The organism is Flavobacterium mekongense (genome assembly GCF_047038255.1).
Taxonomy (GTDB): domain Bacteria; phylum Bacteroidota; class Bacteroidia; order Flavobacteriales; family Flavobacteriaceae; genus Flavobacterium; species Flavobacterium mekongense.
Genome location: NZ_CP174374.1, coordinates 2,957,532 through 2,975,448 on the forward strand (window position 1 = coordinate 2,957,532; position 17,917 = coordinate 2,975,448).

Consider the following 17,917-nt stretch of genomic DNA (forward strand, 5'->3'; position numbering starts at 1 on the left):
AATTTGTCTTTCAAAAATACAGATTTATTTTTAGAGTTTGGCCGTCAATTTCACATTGAAGACACGCGTAGTCATATAATTCGGAATACCGTACTGATTTTTGGTATACACATCGCGCACCCAAGTGTTGGTGATGGCATTTTGATTGTTGAATAAATTGAAGATTTCAAAACCAAAAGACAAATCTTGGAATTTTTTGAGCCAATGTCCGTCGGGTCTTTCATTGTTTCTTTCGGTCAAGACATAAGAAAATCCAACATCAGCTCTGCGATAATCGCGCAAACGACTTTGGTACACATAAGCATCCGCATAAGAAGGCGAACCACCAGGCAATCCGGTGTTATAGACCAAATTCAGGTACAACTTCATATTGGGCAAATTCGGCATATAGTCTTGGAACAAAATCCCAACTTTCAATCGCTGGTCTGTTGGACGCGCAATAAAACCTCTGCCGTCTTGGTTCTCTTCCGTTTTCATGTATCCCAAACTCAACCACGATTCGGTTCCCGGCACAAATTCTCCGTTCAATCTTACGTCTAATCCATAAGCGTAGGCTTCGGCATTATTGTTGGCGCGATAGCGAATACGAACATTCTCTAAAGTATAAGTGTTCACATCGGTCATCGACTTATAATAAGCTTCAGTCACTAATTTAAACTTGCGCTTGCTCATTTTGAAGTTATAATCGTTACTCAATACAAAATGCAGTGACTGTTGTGCTTTTACATTCGGATTTACCGCTCCGTTGATGTCTCTTAACTCACGATAAAAAGGCGGCTGATGGTACAATCCTGTGGCAAAACGAAACACCATATCTTTGTCCCAGTCAGGCTTTAAGGTAAATTGAGCTCTCGGACTCACTACGATTTGGCTTTTCGCATTCGAAATTCCGTCACCCGAAACTGTCCAATTGTGGAAACGCGCTCCGGCCGTAATCCAGAAATCGCTGTTGCCTAACTTAGTTTCTGTTCGCCATTGGGCAAAACCGGAAATGCGGTCTATATCAATAAAATTAGTCGCTCTCACACTTTGGTAAGGCACCAATGGTCCAACATACGGATTGTAAGGTTGGTCGTTCGGAATATCAATAATAGGCGGATTGATGGAAAATCCGGCAGAATCAATCACTTCCCACTCGACTATACGATCTCGGAAATTCTCACGTGTGTATTTAATCCCCCAATCAATTTGGTGTTTTTTGAGGTTGATATAATGCGTTCCTTTCACTTCGGCATTCACAATTAAAGCATCCAAATCGTTGCGAGCGTGGTTCAATTGGGTTCCGATGCCCTGAGAAAAAGTCACTTCTCCTAAGGTTTCCGAACCGATATTGGTATCAACTTCGCCTAAAAAATAAGCCGCAAAAATATCGAAGTACTCTTGCTCTTGCGTGTGGTAAATTGAAGTGATTAAGCGGTAATTGTTGTTCTCATTCGGGCTGAAAGAAGATTTGAAAGCCCCGAAAAGCGTTTGGTATTTGTCGTTCTCCTGACCTTCGTAAAAAATTTGCAAGGCAATAGGTTCATCAATGGTTCCAAAATTGGTTTGACGCGTTAACGGCTGGTAATTGTATTTGTTTTGAGAAGCATTTCCTAAGAAACTGAAATGCCATTTATCATTGGGTGAAAAATTCACATTGGTTTGAACGTCCACAAAGGTTGGTCTAAAATTGGTTTGTGTTTCCTGACTGTTCACCAAAAGCGAGTTGTCTCGGTAACGAATTCCGGTAATGGCAGACCATTTTTTATTTTTAGATATCCCTTCTCCGGTTAAACTTCCACCTAAGAAACTGGCTTCTGCCGTGACTCCGAACTTGGTAGGTTTGCGGTAAGTAATATCCAGAACTGAAGACATTTTATCACCATACTTGGCTTGAAAACCACCGGCAGAAAAGTCAATTTTCTGCACCATATCGGTATTCGTAAAACTCAAACCTTCTTGTTGACCGGAGCGAATTAAAAACGGGCGATACACTTCGATTTCGTTAACATACACTAAGTTCTCGTCGTAATTTCCACCGCGCACATTGTATCCTGAGCTTAATTCGTTGTTGGCATTCACGCTCGGCAGGGATTTCAAAACACTCTCTACTCCCGGCATGGCACTCGGGTTGGTTCTGATGGTTTCAGGCTCTATAGACGTTATGCCTTGCACTCTTCTTCGGTTGCTGGTAATGATAACATCCGAGAGTTGTTCGGCTTTGTCATTCATCATCACGTGGTATTCAAATTCCTCGTTCGGTTTTAATTGCAAGGTTACCGTAATACTTTTAAGCGAAGTATGGGTAAAAAGCAAAACCACTTTTTGATTGGCCGGTACTGTAATTTCGTAAAAACCGTTTTTATCGGTGGTGGATGTTTTGGTTTGATAGCTTACATTTACATTTTCAACGGGTTGGTTGTTTTCATCTAATACTACTCCGGCTACTTTAGCCGTTACATTTTGGGCCGAAACCATACAACTGAACGCCAAAAAAAGAAGCGTAAAAAGGAATTGATTTGTTTTCAAACTATGACTTTAAAGTTTTTGACTTCTAAAAAATTGTGTTTCAAAGATAGTAGAATTTCCAACATTATCAGTAATGACGATTTTTAAATCATTTTTACCTTCCGCTACGATACCGTCCTCAAATTGATGAACCAACTTTTTGGTTTTAGGGTCATATTCCAATAAAATCCATGTTCCGTTTAAATAACCTTCCCAAGTTTTCACCCCTGATAAATCATCCGAAACGGTAAACTGTAAAACCTTTTGTTGGCTGATCCATTGGCCTCCAATTCTATTATCCGACTTGATCTTGGGCGGCATACTGTCTTTGAACAGCTTATAAGTTCCCAAATATTTGGTATAAATGGTAAACGAATTTTTGTACCGTTTAGTATAATTGTAGTTAATCTTTTTACCTTCAACGGTACCGATAAACATGCGCTGACGATCGGATTCAGACGCTAAAGAATCTTCAAAAGTGATGGTCATATTGGCAAAAGCCGGTTCTACATCTTCATGCAGGTAAGCGGTTCCGTTTCTGACTTCAAAATCCATTTTAAAATCTTTCAAAAAAGCCTTGGGTGGAATCGTTAGAGTAACATTCTCCAGGGCAAAAATTGATTCTTTATCAGCTTTAACCCAATATTTTGAAGTTTCTGGAGCTTCAGCCACCTTAACCGTCATAGGCAAAAACTCTATCGGTATAAAAATCCGAGTGATGTTTTGGCTAAAATCGGCTATTTCAATTTTGTAATTTTGAGTAATGTTTGAGGCTATTTCGATTATGCCGTTTTGAGTTTCGGATTGTATAATACTCAAAGGATAAGGTTTTTCCATAAATAACTTTTGAACGCGTTGACCGGTTTTCTTATACCTGCCATAATCGATTAAAGCATTCACATAGCGCGTTTCATCAAAGGAAAAAGTATCGAATTGGTACTGAAAATCAAGTTTACCGTTTTTAAACGTTTGCACCTTGTAAATCCCGTTTCCGTTCCAAGAAACATCGTCATAATCGAAAGTAGTGATTCCGAATCCTATTTGTCCGTTAACTAAAACTTTCTCCGCTATATAACTGCCGTCTGCTTGTTGAGAAATAGCCACAGAAACCGGTCTTTGTGCGTGATTTACAACCGAATTTATTCCCAACGGATAAACCAACAACTGGGTCAATATCGGCCGCTTACTATCGGTAATCATCGAATCAAAACCAAAAAACATCGGATTGATAATTTTTTCCGAGGCAGTATCGCGAATTTCAAAATGCAAGTGCGGTCCATCGGAACCACCGGTGTTTCCCGACAAAGCAATGAGATTGCCTTTTTGCAACACCAAATCGTTTACAGGTAAATTCACATCAATTTCATAAGATTGTGCTTTGTATTGTTCCGCCTTAATCCGTTGTTCTACCGCTCCTGCTCCCGATTGCAAATGACCGTAAACCGTCGTATAACCATTGGGATGGGTAATGTAAATTGCCTTTCCGTAACCATTAACGGCTATTTTAATACGAGAAACATAACCATCAGCAGCCGCATAAACATTAAGCCCTTCTTTTTGCTGGGTCTTAAAATCGAAACCGGAATGAAAGTGATTGGGGCGCAATTCTCCGAAATTGCCCGATAGCTGTAACGGAATATCTAAAGGAGAACGAAAATAGTCTTTCGGATACCGATGTTGCCCGAAAACCATAGCGGAAAGACAAAAAAACAACCCAATAAATTTCATAAGAAAGAAGTTTAGGCTAAGATACAAAAAGTAAGTTTACATTTACAAAAAATAAAACATCTATTTAATTAACTCAAAAACAATGCTTTACAAAACGAGTAAATTTAGTGAGAAATAATTATCAAAAATATTGTGCAAACAAAATAGAATCCTAACTTTGTAAAGTAAGTAATGAATAAAGTAATTTATGAGTGAAATTGCAGAAATAATTGATTCTGTTGAAAGTAGAATTCAAAAACTTTTTATAAAAATAAATAGTTTAGAAGAGAATGCTGCTGCCCTAAGAACAGAATTACAAAAAGCTGCTAATCTGATACAACAACAAAATGAACAAATCAAAACGTTGCAATCAGAATGTGAATCACTCAAAATGACCAATTCATTATTAGGCGGTGAAGAAAACAAACGAGAGACCAAGCTTAAAATAAATTCATTAATCCGAGAAATAGACTATTGTATTGCCCAGTTAGCCGATTAGAAAATGGAGAATAAGCTTAAAATAAAGTTATCAATTGCCGACCGAGTTTACCCGTTAACGGTAGATCCGTCGCAAGAAGAAGGGTTGAGAAGCGCTTCTAAAAAAATTGAGGCTATGATTAAGCAATTTGAAGAAAACTATGCAGTACGTGACAAACAAGATGTATTGGCCATGTGTGCCTTACAGTTTGCTTCACAAGTCGAACAAAAACAAGTTGACAATGCCATTGACGGCAAATTAACTCAGGAAAGATTACAAAAGATTAATGACTTATTGCTCGATTATCTCGAAAAAAAATAACGTTCTTAACATAGATTACGACACTGCCTACATTAGATTTTAATTGGTAAACTCAACACTAACAAATTAAAATGAGCAAATCGTCGCTACTAAAGCAAGCCGCTGAAACCGCGGATCCTTGAACAGTGAGTTAGCTCAAAACTTGTCTTTACGAGTTTATGCATTCACCTAATGTGGGCTTTTTTTATATATAAATACTAACTAAAACATGGAAATTACACTAATAATAATTGCACTGATTGCCGGACTTGCCGGAGGTTTCGGAATTGCAAAATTCTTGGAGAAAAGCAATGTCTCCAACATGATTAAAAACGCCAAAAAAGAAGCGAGTACCATTTTGAGAGACGCCAATATTGAGGCTGAAAACATCAAAAAAGACAAATTACTTCAAGCCAAAGAAAAGTTCTTGGAATTAAAATCGGAGCACGAAAAAGAGATCCTAAACAAAGACAAAAAAATAGCCGAGGTAGAAAAAAGAACACGAGATAAAGAATCGCAAGTGTCCAGTGAATTGGCCAAAGCTAAGAAAATTAATGACGATTTTGAGGCCAAAACCAAAGAGTATGAAGCCAAAATTGAATTGTTGGATAAAAAGCATCAAGAACTGGAAAGATTGCACAAAAGTCAAGTGGAACAACTGGAAGTTATTTCCGGTTTGTCTGCCGAAGATGCGCGTGAGCAATTGGTAGAAAGCCTAAAAGCAGAAGCCAAAACCAAAGCAATGTCGCACATACAAGACACCATTGAAGAAGCAAAACTTACGGCCCAACAAGAAGCCAAAAAAGTGATCATCAATACCATACAGCGCGTTGGAACAGAGGAAGCCGTTGAAAATTGCGTTTCTGTTTTCAACATTGAATCTGATGATGTTAAGGGTAGAATCATCGGTCGCGAAGGAAGAAACATCCGCGCTTTAGAAGCCGCTACCGGTGTGGAAATCATTGTTGATGATACTCCTGAGGCCATTATCCTTTCTTGTTTTGATCCGGTAAGAAGAGAAATTGCTCGTTTATCATTACACAAGTTGGTAACCGACGGTAGAATTCACCCGGCGAGAATTGAAGAAGTTGTTGCCAAAACCACCAAACAAATTGAAGAAGAAATAGCCGAAGTAGGTAAACGCACCGTTATCGATTTAGGAATTCATGGTTTACATCCAGAATTGATTAAAGTAGTTGGGCGCATGAAATACCGTTCCTCTTACGGACAAAACTTGTTACAACACTCTCGTGAAGTAGCGAAGTTATGTGGTATCATGGCTGCTGAATTAGGCTTGAATGTAAAATTGGCCAAGCGTGCCGGTTTATTACACGATATCGGGAAAGTGCCTGATACCGAAAGTGATTTGCCACACGCTTTATTAGGAATGCAATGGGCTGAAAAATACGGAGAGAAAGAAGAAGTATGTAACGCCATCGGAGCGCACCACGACGAGATTGAAATGAAGTATTTGATTTCACCAATCATTCAAGTTTGTGATGCGATTTCAGGAGCCAGACCGGGCGCACGTCGTCAGGTATTGGATTCTTACATCCAACGTTTGAAAGATTTAGAAAATATTGCCTTTGGATTCAATGGCGTGAAAAATGCTTATGCCATCCAAGCCGGACGTGAATTGCGTGTCATTGTGGAAAGTGAAAAAGTAAGCGACGATATGGCCGCGAACCTATCGTTTGAGATTTCACAAAAAATTCAAACTGAAATGACTTATCCGGGTCAGGTGAAAATTACCGTAATACGAGAAACCCGAGCGGTTAATATTGCAAAATAAAGATTAAAAAAGGCGACATAACAGTCGCCTTTTTTATTGGAATATATCTTTAATCAATGCACCGGTTACCGGTTTGGTGTAATACTTATCAATTTCTTCTTTAAAATATTCTGCCTTGGTAAAATCTTGTTTGTCTTCAGAAGATGTGATAATGTGAATAACAATCTCTTTAGAAAACTGCGTTTTGATAGCTTTAAATTCTTCCAAAAACTGCCATCCATCCAGTATAGGCATATTAATATCCAACAAAATCAAATCAGGAGGATTTTCACCTTTACTGATCATATTTTTTAAGCCATTTATCGCTTCAAAACCATTTTCAAAAAAACTGGGATTGACTTCTATCTGATTGTTTTGCAATAGTTTTTTGATCATGAAATGATGAATTTTATCATCATCCACCACAAAAATTTGGTTAAATTTCATTGTAAACAGTTTGGGGTTATTGTTGTTTGACGCGACAAAAATAAATAAAAAATCGACAAACTACCATTTTCTCGGATGAAATGTATGTATTATTTGCGTTAAATGTTTGCGATCCAAATGTACATAAACCTCTGTAGTGGTTATAGACTCGTGTCCCAGCATCATTTGAATGGAGCGCAAATCAGCCCCGTTTTCCAATAAATGTGTCGCAAAAGAATGTCTAAGGGTGTGCGGACTGATATTTTTTTGCAAATTAATTTTAACCGCCAAAGTTTTGATAATCGTAAACACCATAGCCCTGGTTAACTGCTTTCCTCTGCGATTTAGAAAAAGAGTGTCTTCATGACCTTTGGCAATGTTCAATTGGTTTCTTATGGTGTTTTTGTAAAGTTCAATAAAACGCTGGGTATTTTGAGCAATGGGCACAAAACGTTGTTTGTTTCCTTTACCCGTAATTTTGATAAACCCTTCATCAAAAAACAAATCGGATATTTTAAGCGAAATGAGTTCAGATACGCGCAAACCACAACTGTATAAGGTTTCTAAAATAGCGCGGTTACGCTCACCTTCCGGAGTAGATAAGTCTACAGCCGATATCAAGTTATCAATATCTTCTACACTCAGAGTATCAGGCAATTTTCTGCCAATTTTGGGCGATTCAATCAATTCCATTGGGCTATCGGTGCGATAATCTTCAAAAATCAAATACGAGAAAAAACTTCTCAATCCCGAAATAATCCTCGCTTGTGAACGCACATTGACCTCTTTGGACACCGCATAAATAAACTGCTGTATGGTTTCCTCTGAAATGTTTTCCGGCGAAACACTAATGGTGTTTTCGTTTAAAAAAGCACACAAACGCTCCAAATCAAAAGTGTAATTGGCTATGGTGTTTTTTGACAAACCCCGCTCAATCTTGAGGTAGGATTGAAAACTCTTGATATAAGGACTCCAGTTCATAACACAAAGAAACGAAATGTATGGGTATAAAAAAACCTCTCCTTTGGAGAGGTTTTAAATTATAATGTTTGTGCATTAGAATCTGTATCCTAAACCAACTTGGAAAGAAGTAGTTTTAGCATCAGCTCCATCAATATCACTTAAATTAGCCACACCTAAGTTATATCTAGCATCAAAGAACAAACCTGACTCTAGCTCATAACCTGCACCGATACCTAATCCATAATCAAATGATTTTAAATTGTCTGTAGCATCACCTCCTCCAGCAACAAAACCAAATTGAGGTCCTGCTTGTAGACTTAAGCCCTCCATAACATAATATTTTGCCATGATTGGAATTCTAACAAAATTCACATCAAACTCATCGTTATCAGCTCCTTCCATAGAGTATAATAACTCTGGTTGCACGTGAAATTTCTCAGAGATCGTAAAATCTACTAAACCACCGATGTAGAAGCTAGATTTAGCATCCGTATCATAATCCCCAGTGAAATTAGAATTAATGAAACCTGCTTTAACACCAAATTTCATGTCGCTAGAACCACCTTTTTTGTCTTGTGCATTTGCAAAAGACAAAGCAAATACAGCAGCAATAGTTAATACAATTTTTTTCATGTTTGTTTAATTTTAAAAATTAGTGTGGCTAAATTAGCATTTATATGTTAAAAAACAAACTTTGATCATTCTTTTTTAACACAAAAAAAACCACACTTTTGGTGTGGTTTTATAGATTAAATTTTGGTAACAATTAGAATTTGTAAACCAAACCGAACATTACATTATCAAAATCTACACCTAAATCAAAAGTGTTAGTTTTGTCCGCTCCGTTACCTCCATTGTCATTACTTGAATAACCTAAAACTCCAATAGAAGTTTCTAAAGCAAAATTGTCAGAAACAAAATAGTGGAAACCAGGAGCAAAATTAATTGCAAAACCTTTGTCTTCAAAATCAGTGGCATTCAAACTTCCGTCAGAATCAACAAACCACTCATTCTTGCTGCTAGTAAAGTCAAAACCTAATTGAGCAAATAAAGAGAATTTACTTGAAGGAGTAGCATAATATCTACCAAAAGCACCAAATGAAGTTTGAGTATTTGTAGCACTCTCCCCTAACTCAATTTTTTGACTTTCAAAACCTAAAGCTAAACCTAAAGCAATGTTATTGCTCACAAAATAAGCAGCTCTTGGAGAGAAGTTAAATCCGTTTGCTTTAAAATCTCCAGTTTTTGAAGAAGAAAGACCTACCGCTCCAGAAACGAAAACATCTCCTTTTGCAAATCCTTCAGAACCTTGTTTTTTGTCTTGTGCATTAGCAAATCCAAAAGCGAATACAGCTGCAACAGTTAAAATAATTTTTTTCATGTTTGTTTAATTTTAAAATTAATACCACAAAGTTATTAGTTTCATTTCTCAGCTATTGCTCAGGAAATTTGACTTATTAACAAGGTTGTTAACAATAAAATCCGCCAAAACAACTGTTTTACAATGATTTATACAAATTAATCGAAAGTTTAGTTTTTATTAACAAATTCGAAAACACTTTATTTTATAAGATTTTTGTATCAAACTGTAAATTTTAACCACTCAACAATAAAATCTCTATTGGCTCGTTTATTGTATAATGAATTTAAACTTTAAACTATTACACTATGAAAAAAGCAATTGTTTTATTAGCTATACTAAGCGGTATAGCCGGTTTGAATGCACAAACACTTAAATTCGGACTCAAAGCGGGAGCCAACTTTGCCAATTTAGAAGGCAACAACATTGAAGGTTCAACTTATACCAGCTTCCATTTCGGGGCTATGCTGGAGGTTAAATTATTAGAAAATTTATCGTTGCAACCCGAATTGGTATATTCTTCTCAGGGTACAAAAGTTGACGAAGCGGCTTTTGACGACATCAATTACAATTATATCACTGTACCGGTTTTGGCTAAATTCTATCTCACTAAAAACAAACTGAGCTTTGAAGCTGGGCCACAGTTCTCCTTCTTAGTCAATGAAAATGTAGCCGATCAATTTGAAGGTGAAACGTTTGATTTTGGATTAGCCGGTGGTTTAGGTTACAACATTACCGACCATTTTTTAATTCAGGCCAGATATGTCGCCGGTTTAACAGAAGCCAACAAAAACGCCGAAGTAAAAAACAGAACGATTCAGCTCTCTTTAGGGTATCGATTCTGATCAAAGAAAAGTTTAGCACTAAACCGTTGTCCGTTCGACAGCGGTTTTTTATTTTTACTTAAAATTCATCCTATGAAAATCATCATCATTAATGGTCCCAACTTAAACTTGCTGGGCATACGCGAACCTGATATTTACGGTGCCGCAACTTTTGAAGACTTCTTTACCGACTTACAAAACAAATATCCTAACGTGGAGTTGAGTTATTTCCAAAGCAATGTAGAAGGCGAACTCATTACCAAAATTCAGGAAGTCGGATTTTCATACGATGGCATCATTTTAAATGCCGCAGCTTACACCCATACCTCTGTTGGTATAGGCGATGCTGTTAAAGCAATCATAACACCGGTTATTGAAGTACATATTTCTAATACATTTGCTCGTGAGTCGTTCCGCCATCAATCGTTTATCTCGCCCAACGCCAAAGGAATTGTAATTGGCTTTGGGTTGAAAAGCTATGAGTTGGCATTGCAATCTTTGCTGTAGTTTCACAGAGATTCACAGAGCAAACGGAGATACACAGAAAATTATGGAAACTGATTTATTAACCAAGAAAATAATTGGATTAGCTATCGAAGTGCATCGCCATCTTGGTCCGGGTCTTTTGGAATCTGCTTACAAAGAATGTCTTTTGTATGAAATAAAAAAACATAATCTTGTAGTAGAATGTGAAAAACCATTTCCTTTAGTTTACAAAGAAATAAAGCTAGATCAAGGCTACAGAATTGATTTATTAGTCGAAAACAAAATAGTAGTAGAACTCAAAATAGTGGAAGCTTTTACCGATGTTCATTTTGCTCAAATTCTGACTTATATGAAACTTGGTAATTACTCCACCGGATTGCTCATAAACTTTAACACCAAAATGCTGAAACAAGGAATAAAAAGATTCAAACTATAAAACTCTGTGCGTCTCATTTTACTCTGTGAATCTCTGTGTAACTCTTTATCACTGTACAACAAATCATTAAACATGAAAAAAAAACTAACACTCTTCTTTCTTTTTATTATTGCTTTAACCAATGCCCAAGTCCGTGGGAAAGTCACCGACGAAAAAGGAAATCCGCTACCCTTTGTGAACATCTTTGAAGAAAACACCTATAACGGCACTACAACCAACGAGCAAGGTCGATTTGAAATCAACATTAAAACACCCGGCAACCACACCTTATTATTTCAGTATTTGGGATACAAAACCGCCAAGCAAGTCGTTACACTCGACAAAACGCCCGTGGAAATAGAAGTAGTTTTGATAGAAGAAAACATCATCTTGAATGAAGTAGTCATCAATCCGAAAGACAATCCGGCCAACGAAATCATCCGAAACGCCATCAAAAACAAAAAGGATAACTCGGCTAAAACCGCACGCTACACCGCCGATTTCTATTCTCGCGGGATTTTCAGAGTTAAAAATTTACCCAAAACCATACTCGGACAGAAGTTAGATTTTTTTGATGAGATCATCGATTCCACCCGTAGTGGTATATTGTATTTATCTGAAACGGTTTCGCGCATTACTTTCCAGAAACCCGACAAAATGAAAGAAGAAATTGTGGCTTCTAAAGTGAGCGGTAATGACAATGGCTTTAGTTTCAACAATGCGTCTTCAGCTAATTTCGACTTTTACGACAACTACCTGGAGTTTGACGCCAATGTGGTTTCGCCCATAGCCGACAATGCTTTCAATTATTATCGCTATCAGTTTGAAGGTTCCTTCTTTACCGAGAATCGTCAGCAAATCAACAAAATCAAAATCATCCCACGTCGAGAAACCGAACCGGTGATGTCGGGTTATATTTATATAGTAGATGACACCTACGCTATTTACGCTGTAGATGTTAGTTTTACCGGAACTCAAATTCAAAACCCGGCACTGAACACCTTAACTTTAAAACAAAACTTTAGTTATAACAATACCACTAAAGTTTGGGCCAAAAACACCCAAACCTTGGATTTCGATGCAGGGATGTTTGGCATTAACATGTCGGGGCGATTTACCTATGTATATACCAATTTTACATTCCCTGAAAAATTTGAAAAGAAAACTTTTAAAGCGGAAGTCATCAAGTTCGAGGAAAACGCCAATAAAAAAGATGACAGTTTTTGGAACACGATTCGTCCGGTGCCATTAACCGGAGAAGAAACCACCGATTACATCAAGAAAGATGCTTTGCAAGAAAAGAAAAAGTCGAAAACCTACTTGGATTCGATTGATGCTAAAAGAAACAAATTCGGTTTTGCTGATATTTTAAATGGCTACAGCTATTCTAATTCGTTTAATAAATGGTCGATTAACTATAACGGACCTTTATTAAACACCTCGTTCAACACAGTTCAAGGTTGGAACACCAATATTGGTTTGTCTTATTTCAAAAGAAACGAAGACAAAAACACCTATTACGGGTTTGGTTCTTCCCTAGCCTATGGTTTTTCGGACGAGCGTTTCCGACCAACCGCTTATTTCTCTTCGAAACTCAGCAATAAAAGCAAAACATATTTATCTGTTTACGGCGGAAATTCGGTGAATCAATTCAACCGTGAAGAGCCTATTTCTAAACTAATCAACTCGGTGAGCAGCTTATTCTTCAAAAACAACTTTATGAAATTGTACGAGAAAAACTTTATTGCGAGCAACTTTTCTCGAGAACTCTTCAATGGTTTAGACATGAGTTTGGGATTGGAATATTCCGAAAGAAAACCTTTGTTCAACACAACCGATTATGCCGTTATCAAATCTGAAGACCAATACAGTTCCAACCATCCGTTGTTACCTTTGGATGAAACTGCTGCTATCATCGACCGCCACAATTTGGTTAAGATGAACCTCGGAGCCCGAATCAAATTCGGCCAACAGTACATTACCCGTCCGGACGGCAAATACAATTTGGGGAACGACAAATACCCGTCGATTTCCATCAATTACGAAAAAGGCATGGCCGGCAGTGAAGACAAGTACAACTACGACAAAATTTCGGCTCGCTTGCAGTATTCATTAACCTTAAAAAACAAAGGCGAAATTGACATCAATACCAAAGCCGGGAAGTTTTTCAATGCCGATGGTATTGCATTTGTAGATTACCAACATTTTAACGGCAACCAAACGCATGTAGTGTTTGGAACTGCTTACACCAATCAGTTTAACTTACTACCGTATTACACTGCCAGTACAAACGACAGTTATTGGGAAACCCATATGGAATACAACGACAAAGGATTTATTATGAATAAAATTCCGTTGTTGAATAAGTTGCAATCCAAATTGGTTTTGGGCTTCAAAAACCTTTCCATTCCTAACCGCAATCCGTATCAGGAATTCTCTGCCGGTTTGAGCAATTTAGGGTTTGGCAAATACCGTATTTTACGCATCGATTACGTGCGCTCCTACCAAAACGGTTATCAAGGCGACGGCATTATGTTTGGCTTGAATTTTTAAACGAAGAAAACATCATATCCAAAACGCAAAAGCGTCAGGATTACAACAAAAAGGAAAAACTTTCTAATGAAAGTATTTCCTTTTTTTATGGCTAATTTGGCGCCGAGCCATCCGCCTAAAGCATTGCAAAACGCCATAGGAATGGCAAAAGTCCAAATGATTTTACCTTTCATTACAAACAAACAAATCGAACCGAAATTGGTGGCCAAGTTAACCATTTTGGCATTAGCTGAAGCGTGCAAAAAATCGAATCCCAAAATCGACACAAAACCCAACACTAAAAAACTGCCGGTGCCGGGACCGATAAAACCATCATAAAAACCAACCAAAACACTAATTACAACGGCATACAACATTTGCCTTTTAACCGAATGTGATTTTTCTTGCTGTTGCCCGAAGTTTTTCTTTTTAAACGTATAAATCGCCAACCCTATGAGAATGAAAAACAACAGCGGTTTCATAAAATCGTTACTCACTACAGTAAGCAAAGCAGAACCGCCAAAGGCAGCACCAAAAGCTATAACCGACATCAATATGAGCAACTTCCAATTCAGTGCGACTTGTTTCAAATACTGAAAAGCGGCAAAACTCGTCCCGCTGAAAGCCGGTATTTTAAGCGAGCCGATAATACTCGCCACCGATAAATTGGGCATCAATATCATAGCCACCGGAGTTTGGATTAAACCACCGCCACCTACAATAGCATCTACAAATCCGGCAAAAAAAGAGGCAATACAAAGTAAGACGATGATGTAGGTTTCCATATTTTAAAAATTCCAATAAAAAAATTCCAAATTCCAATCAATTAAGTTGGCATTTGGAATTCTATATTTAGTTTATTGAACACTAATTAGACACGAACAATATTGGCTCCCAAAGCTCTCAATCGCTCATCGATTCTTTCGTACCCTCGGTCAATTTGTTCGATGTTTTGAATGGTTGAAGTACCTTTAGCAGACAGCGCTGCAATCAACAAAGAAATACCCGCACGAATATCCGGTGAAGACATCGTAGTGGCTTTTAATTGCGATTGAAAATTATGCCCCATAACTACGGCTCTGTGTGGGTCACACAACATGATTTTGGCGCCCATATCAATCAACTTATCCACAAAGAACAAACGGCTTTCGAACATTTTTTGGTGAATTAATACATCTCCGTTGGCTTGCGTAGCTACGACCAAAACTATGCTTAATAAATCCGGAGTAAAGCCCGGCCAAGGCGCATCGGCTATGGTTAAAATAGAACCGTCGATATCCGTTTTCACAGTGTATCCTTTAGTGTGTGCCGGAATGTAAATATCATCGCCTTTTTGCTCTAAGGTAATACCCAATTTGCGGAACACATTCGGAATAACACCCAAGTTTTCCCAGCTAACATTTTTAATAGTAATCTCACTGCGAGTCATGGCGGCCAAACCAATCCACGAACCAATTTCAATCATATCCGGTAGGATTCGGTGTTCACATCCGCCCAATTTTTCAACACCTTCAATGGTTAGTAAGTTCGACCCTACTCCGGTAATTTTGGCACCCATAGAGTTCAACATTTTACACAATTGTTGCAAATACGGTTCGCAAGCGGCGTTATAAATGGTGGTAGTCCCTTCTGCCAAAACAGCTGCCATTACTATGTTGGCCGTTCCGGTTACAGAGGCTTCATCCAACAACATATACGTTCCTTTCAAACGGGTTTTGGTTTCCACACCGTAAAAGTGATCTTCTCTTTCGTAACGGAATTTAGCACCCAAATTGATAAACCCTTCAAAGTGCGTATCCAAACGTCTTCTTCCGATTTTATCACCGCCGGGTTTCGGAATGTAACCGCAACCAAAACGAGCTAAAAGCGGACCAACTATCATAATCGAACCTCTCAAACTACCGCCTTCTTTTTTAAAAGCTTCTGTTTTTAAATAATCGATGTTCACTTCATCGGCTTGAAAAGTGTAATCACCCGGACCGTTCTTTTGTATTTTAACGCCTAAATTACCGAGCAATACTATCAGTTTGTTGACATCGATGATATCAGGTATATTGGTAATTCTAACTTTCTCTGAGGTTAATAAAGCCGGACATAAAACTTGCAATGCTTCGTTTTTGGCTCCTTGTGGTTGTACTTCTCCTTTTAATTGGATACCGCCTTCTATTTTGAATGTTCCCATATAGTTTAGGTTCTGAGGTTCTGAGGCTCTGAGGTTCTGAGGCCTTAGCATCTTAGAACCTTAGCGCCTTAGCACCTTTATTTCTGATTATTGTTATTCTTTACAAACGGTTTCTTGCCGTTTTTGCTTTTATTCTGCTTATTATTGTTTTGTTGCGGTTGGTTTTTGTTGGACATTTTTTTATTGGTTCGCATCAAATCGTTGGTATTTAACAACTCTTCGGTGCTTTGCAATAAGTTCAATTTTCCTCCTGACAACTCATACAAATGTTCAAAAATTACGGTATCGGTCACCGTATCTTTATTCCAACTCAAATACGATTTTTTCATGTGGTTGGCAATCACTTTGACTAAGGCACTTTTCATTTCACCTTCTTCCCAACTGTTGGCCACATCAATCATGTTCGTAATGTTATTACCGTAAAATCTGTATTTCGGATTTCTTTGCGGATAAGGCAAACGCTCAGGTTTTAAATTGATTACATCACGCGTTGGAATAGGATAAGGCGAATCAACATCCAATCTGAAGTCAGACATGATAAAAATCTGATCCCACAATTTGTGCTGAAAATCGGGCACATCGCGCAAGTGCGGATTCAAACTACCCATCACCTGTATAATGTATTTGGCTGCTTTGTTGCGCTCTTCCCTATCCGGAATGAGTGTGGCTTGGTCAATTAATTTTTGTAAATGCCTTCCGTACTCCGGAATAATCAAATGGGGTCTTTCGGCATTATATTCCAAATGACAAACCACATCATTGGCATTCTCTTTTACATATTTTTCAGCCATTACAATGAAATTATACCTTCTATATTAGACACCTCTATATATTTCTCTACCACGCTGTCAGGGCTTTCCATCATCACATTCACTGAGATGCTGGTGTACTTTCCGTTTTTAGATTGGTTGGTTTGAATAACCGCTCCCAAATTGTCGAAAGCATTTTCAACTTCTTCAATTTTTTTGGCTTCTGTAGGCACTATAAATTTGTACAAATACTCATTAGGCCAAGTAGAAGTATTACCCAACTCCTCGCGCAATCTGATATAAAATTCTTCAGTCTTCTTATCCATTACATCAAAAATAAAAGCAAATATACAGTATTGATTTCAGATTATGTTGCACAAATTCATCCGTTTTATTTATTTTTTTGAACGAATGGTTCGGGCAGTTCAGCTTACCTTATTCCCGCTTTCCGCCTCGTTAGTAAACGAGACTCCAATCGGGGTTATGGGAGCCGCTTTTCGCACTTTGGGCTGCGTCCGAAATAAAAAAGCCAAATCCTTTTCAATATCTGATTTGTTTGAATAAATTTGCCACTTATTTCCAAAAATCTTGAAAAAAGAACTCATAGTCATCACCGGAGGTCCGGGCACCGGTAAAACCACTATCATCGATGCACTCATCGAACAAGGATATGCGTGTTTCCCCGAAATTTCAAGACAAATTACCCTCGAAGCTAAAAAACAAGGTATAGAACAATTGTTTTTGGAAAAACCACTACTCTTCAGCGAATTACTCCTCGAAGGCCGCAAAAAACAACACCAACAAGCCAGCGAAGATGTATCGGAAATTGTGTTCTTGGACCGAGGGATACCCGATATTTTGGCTTATATGCATTATATTGGCGACAGCTATCCGGCGTTTTTTGACCAAGCCAGTAGAGAACATCAATATTCCAAAGTGTTTGTCTTGCCGCCTTGGGAAGACATTTATGAAAGTGACGAAGCCCGTTATGAAAATTTTGAACAGGCCAAACTCATTTTCGGACACCTATTGGAAACCTACCAAAAATACGGTTACGAACTCATTGAAGTGCCCTGCGGAACCGTAGAAGAACGCATTCATTTTATCTTGAACCAGCTTTCATAAAAAAACTGGTTTCGGGTTTCGGGTTCCAAGTTCCGGGTTAATTCCAAATCTCTCAACGATTGCATTTTCAGGGAATAATAATCTTTTTCTTTAATATTTTTTTTAGCTTTGA

18 protein-coding genes and 1 other RNA gene are annotated in these 17,917 nt (G+C 37.9%); 9 read left to right on the forward strand and 10 right to left on the reverse strand.

Annotation, left to right across the window (positions count from 1 at the left end):
• Positions 1–30 precede the first annotated feature (30 nt).
• Together ACJG85_RS12920 and ACJG85_RS12925 are read right to left on the reverse strand one after the other, a co-directional pair.
• Entirely contained in the window at positions 31–2,508 is a 2,478-nt protein-coding gene (locus ACJG85_RS12920; protein WP_412464490.1) for a TonB-dependent receptor, read from the reverse strand.
• Positions 2,509–2,517: 9 nt separating this feature from the next.
• Entirely contained in the window at positions 2,518–4,215 is a 1,698-nt protein-coding gene (locus tag ACJG85_RS12925; RefSeq protein WP_412476603.1) for a M23 family metallopeptidase, read from the reverse strand.
• A 187-nt stretch (positions 4,216–4,402) separates the two neighbouring features.
• On the opposite strand from ACJG85_RS12925, the gene ACJG85_RS12930 reads away from it, so the two are divergent.
• The 4 genes from ACJG85_RS12930 to rny all read left to right on the forward strand — a co-directional run bounded on the left by ACJG85_RS12930 (position 4,403) and on the right by rny (position 6,764).
• Positions 4,403–4,693 carry a hypothetical protein gene (locus ACJG85_RS12930; RefSeq protein ID WP_409679672.1) on the forward strand — a complete coding sequence of 97 codons (291 nt, stop codon included), beginning with the start codon at positions 4,403–4,405 and terminating at the stop codon, positions 4,691–4,693.
• A 3-nt stretch (positions 4,694–4,696) separates the two neighbouring features.
• Positions 4,697–4,993 carry a cell division protein ZapA gene (locus tag ACJG85_RS12935; protein WP_409679670.1) on the forward strand — a complete coding sequence of 99 codons (297 nt, stop codon included), beginning with the start codon at positions 4,697–4,699 and terminating at the stop codon, positions 4,991–4,993.
• Positions 4,994–5,043: 50 nt separating this feature from the next.
• A non-coding RNA gene (gene ssrS, locus ACJG85_RS12940) (6S RNA) lies at positions 5,044–5,151 on the forward strand.
• Between the two features lie 50 nt (positions 5,152–5,201).
• A complete protein-coding gene (gene rny / locus ACJG85_RS12945; RefSeq protein ID WP_409679667.1) occupies positions 5,202–6,764 on the forward strand; it encodes a ribonuclease Y in 1,563 nt (520 codons plus the stop codon).
• Between the two features lie 33 nt (positions 6,765–6,797).
• Here the strand turns inward: rny and ACJG85_RS12950 are convergent, their stop codons facing one another.
• From ACJG85_RS12950 to ACJG85_RS12965, 4 genes are all read right to left on the reverse strand, one after another.
• Complete coding sequence (locus ACJG85_RS12950; RefSeq protein WP_412476604.1) at positions 6,798–7,190, reverse strand: response regulator; 393 nt, start codon at positions 7,188–7,190, stop codon at positions 6,798–6,800.
• Between the two features lie 60 nt (positions 7,191–7,250).
• Complete coding sequence (gene xerD / locus ACJG85_RS12955; RefSeq protein WP_412476605.1) at positions 7,251–8,150, reverse strand: site-specific tyrosine recombinase XerD; 900 nt, start codon at positions 8,148–8,150, stop codon at positions 7,251–7,253.
• Between the two features lie 75 nt (positions 8,151–8,225).
• Positions 8,226–8,765, reverse strand: a complete 540-nt coding sequence (locus ACJG85_RS12960) for a porin family protein (protein ID WP_412476606.1) — start codon at positions 8,763–8,765, stop codon at positions 8,226–8,228.
• A gap of 133 nt (positions 8,766–8,898) precedes the next feature.
• Positions 8,899–9,513, reverse strand: a complete 615-nt coding sequence (locus ACJG85_RS12965) for an outer membrane protein (RefSeq protein WP_409679654.1) — start codon at positions 9,511–9,513, stop codon at positions 8,899–8,901.
• Positions 9,514–9,800: 287 nt separating this feature from the next.
• Here ACJG85_RS12965 and ACJG85_RS12970 point away from each other — a divergent pair, with 287 nt between their 5' ends.
• The 4 genes from ACJG85_RS12970 (at position 9,801) to ACJG85_RS12985 (ending at position 13,770) form a co-directional block, all read left to right on the forward strand.
• Positions 9,801–10,337: a porin family protein gene (locus tag ACJG85_RS12970; RefSeq protein ID WP_409679651.1), complete on the forward strand. Its 537-nt coding sequence runs from the start codon at positions 9,801–9,803 to the stop codon at positions 10,335–10,337.
• Between the two features lie 72 nt (positions 10,338–10,409).
• The gene (aroQ, locus tag ACJG85_RS12975) at positions 10,410–10,823 is read left to right on the forward strand and encodes a type II 3-dehydroquinate dehydratase (protein WP_412464493.1); all 414 of its coding nucleotides are present in this window, start codon (positions 10,410–10,412) and stop codon (positions 10,821–10,823) included.
• A 43-nt stretch (positions 10,824–10,866) separates the two neighbouring features.
• A complete protein-coding gene (locus ACJG85_RS12980; protein WP_412476607.1) occupies positions 10,867–11,238 on the forward strand; it encodes a GxxExxY protein in 372 nt (123 codons plus the stop codon).
• A 72-nt stretch (positions 11,239–11,310) separates the two neighbouring features.
• Positions 11,311–13,770 (forward strand): DUF5686 and carboxypeptidase regulatory-like domain-containing protein, encoded by a 2,460-nt coding sequence (locus ACJG85_RS12985; RefSeq protein ID WP_412476608.1) that lies wholly within the window; start codon positions 11,311–11,313, stop codon positions 13,768–13,770.
• Here the strand turns inward: ACJG85_RS12985 and ACJG85_RS12990 are convergent.
• From ACJG85_RS12990 to ACJG85_RS13005, 4 genes are all read right to left on the reverse strand, one after another.
• Positions 13,767–14,534: a sulfite exporter TauE/SafE family protein gene (locus ACJG85_RS12990; protein WP_412476609.1), complete on the reverse strand. Its 768-nt coding sequence runs from the start codon at positions 14,532–14,534 to the stop codon at positions 13,767–13,769. The genes ACJG85_RS12985 and ACJG85_RS12990 overlap by 4 nt on opposite strands.
• An 86-nt stretch (positions 14,535–14,620) precedes the next feature.
• A complete protein-coding gene (gene murA / locus ACJG85_RS12995; RefSeq protein WP_409679638.1) occupies positions 14,621–15,931 on the reverse strand; it encodes a UDP-N-acetylglucosamine 1-carboxyvinyltransferase in 1,311 nt (436 codons plus the stop codon).
• Between the two features lie 77 nt (positions 15,932–16,008).
• Complete coding sequence (locus ACJG85_RS13000; RefSeq protein WP_409679636.1) at positions 16,009–16,722, reverse strand: DUF4290 domain-containing protein; 714 nt, start codon at positions 16,720–16,722, stop codon at positions 16,009–16,011.
• Positions 16,722–17,006, reverse strand: coding sequence for a DUF493 family protein (locus ACJG85_RS13005; RefSeq protein WP_409679633.1), 285 nt, complete (start codon positions 17,004–17,006; stop codon positions 16,722–16,724). Before ACJG85_RS13005 ends, ACJG85_RS13000 begins: the two co-directional genes overlap by 1 nt.
• A gap of 262 nt (positions 17,007–17,268) precedes the next feature.
• Here ACJG85_RS13005 and ACJG85_RS13010 point away from each other — a divergent pair, with 262 nt between their 5' ends.
• Positions 17,269–17,805, forward strand: a complete 537-nt coding sequence (locus ACJG85_RS13010) for an AAA family ATPase (RefSeq protein WP_409679630.1) — start codon at positions 17,269–17,271, stop codon at positions 17,803–17,805.
• Positions 17,806–17,917 lie beyond the last annotated feature (112 nt).